We start from the raw sequence: 263 nt of genomic DNA on the forward strand, positions 1-263 counted from the left end.
ATGGTGGCCTGCGGGGAATTGAAAGCCCCCATCGTGATCGGCCGGGACCACCTGGATTCCGGTTCCGTCGCCTCCCCCAACCGGGAGACGGAAGGAATGAAGGACGGAAGCGACGCCGTCGCCGACTGGCCGATCCTCAACGCCCTGATCAACGCCGTCGGCGGAGCCAGCTGGGTCTCCGTCCACCACGGGGGAGGCGTGGGGATGGGCTATTCCCTCCACGCCGGCATGGTGATCGTCGCCGACGGCACCCAAGCGGCGGA

At 68.1% G+C, this 263-nt stretch carries 1 protein-coding gene; it reads left to right on the top strand.

Going from position 1 to position 263, the window contains the following annotated elements; translation table 11 throughout:
• On the top strand, positions 1-263 hold a 263-nt coding region (locus RZO55_RS06400; protein WP_500683305.1), incomplete at its 3' end, for a urocanase-related protein.

The sequence above is a fragment of the Clostridium boliviensis genome (assembly GCF_033342255.1).
Taxonomy (GTDB): domain Bacteria; phylum Bacillota; class Clostridia; order Lachnospirales; family Lachnospiraceae; genus Lacrimispora; species Lacrimispora boliviensis.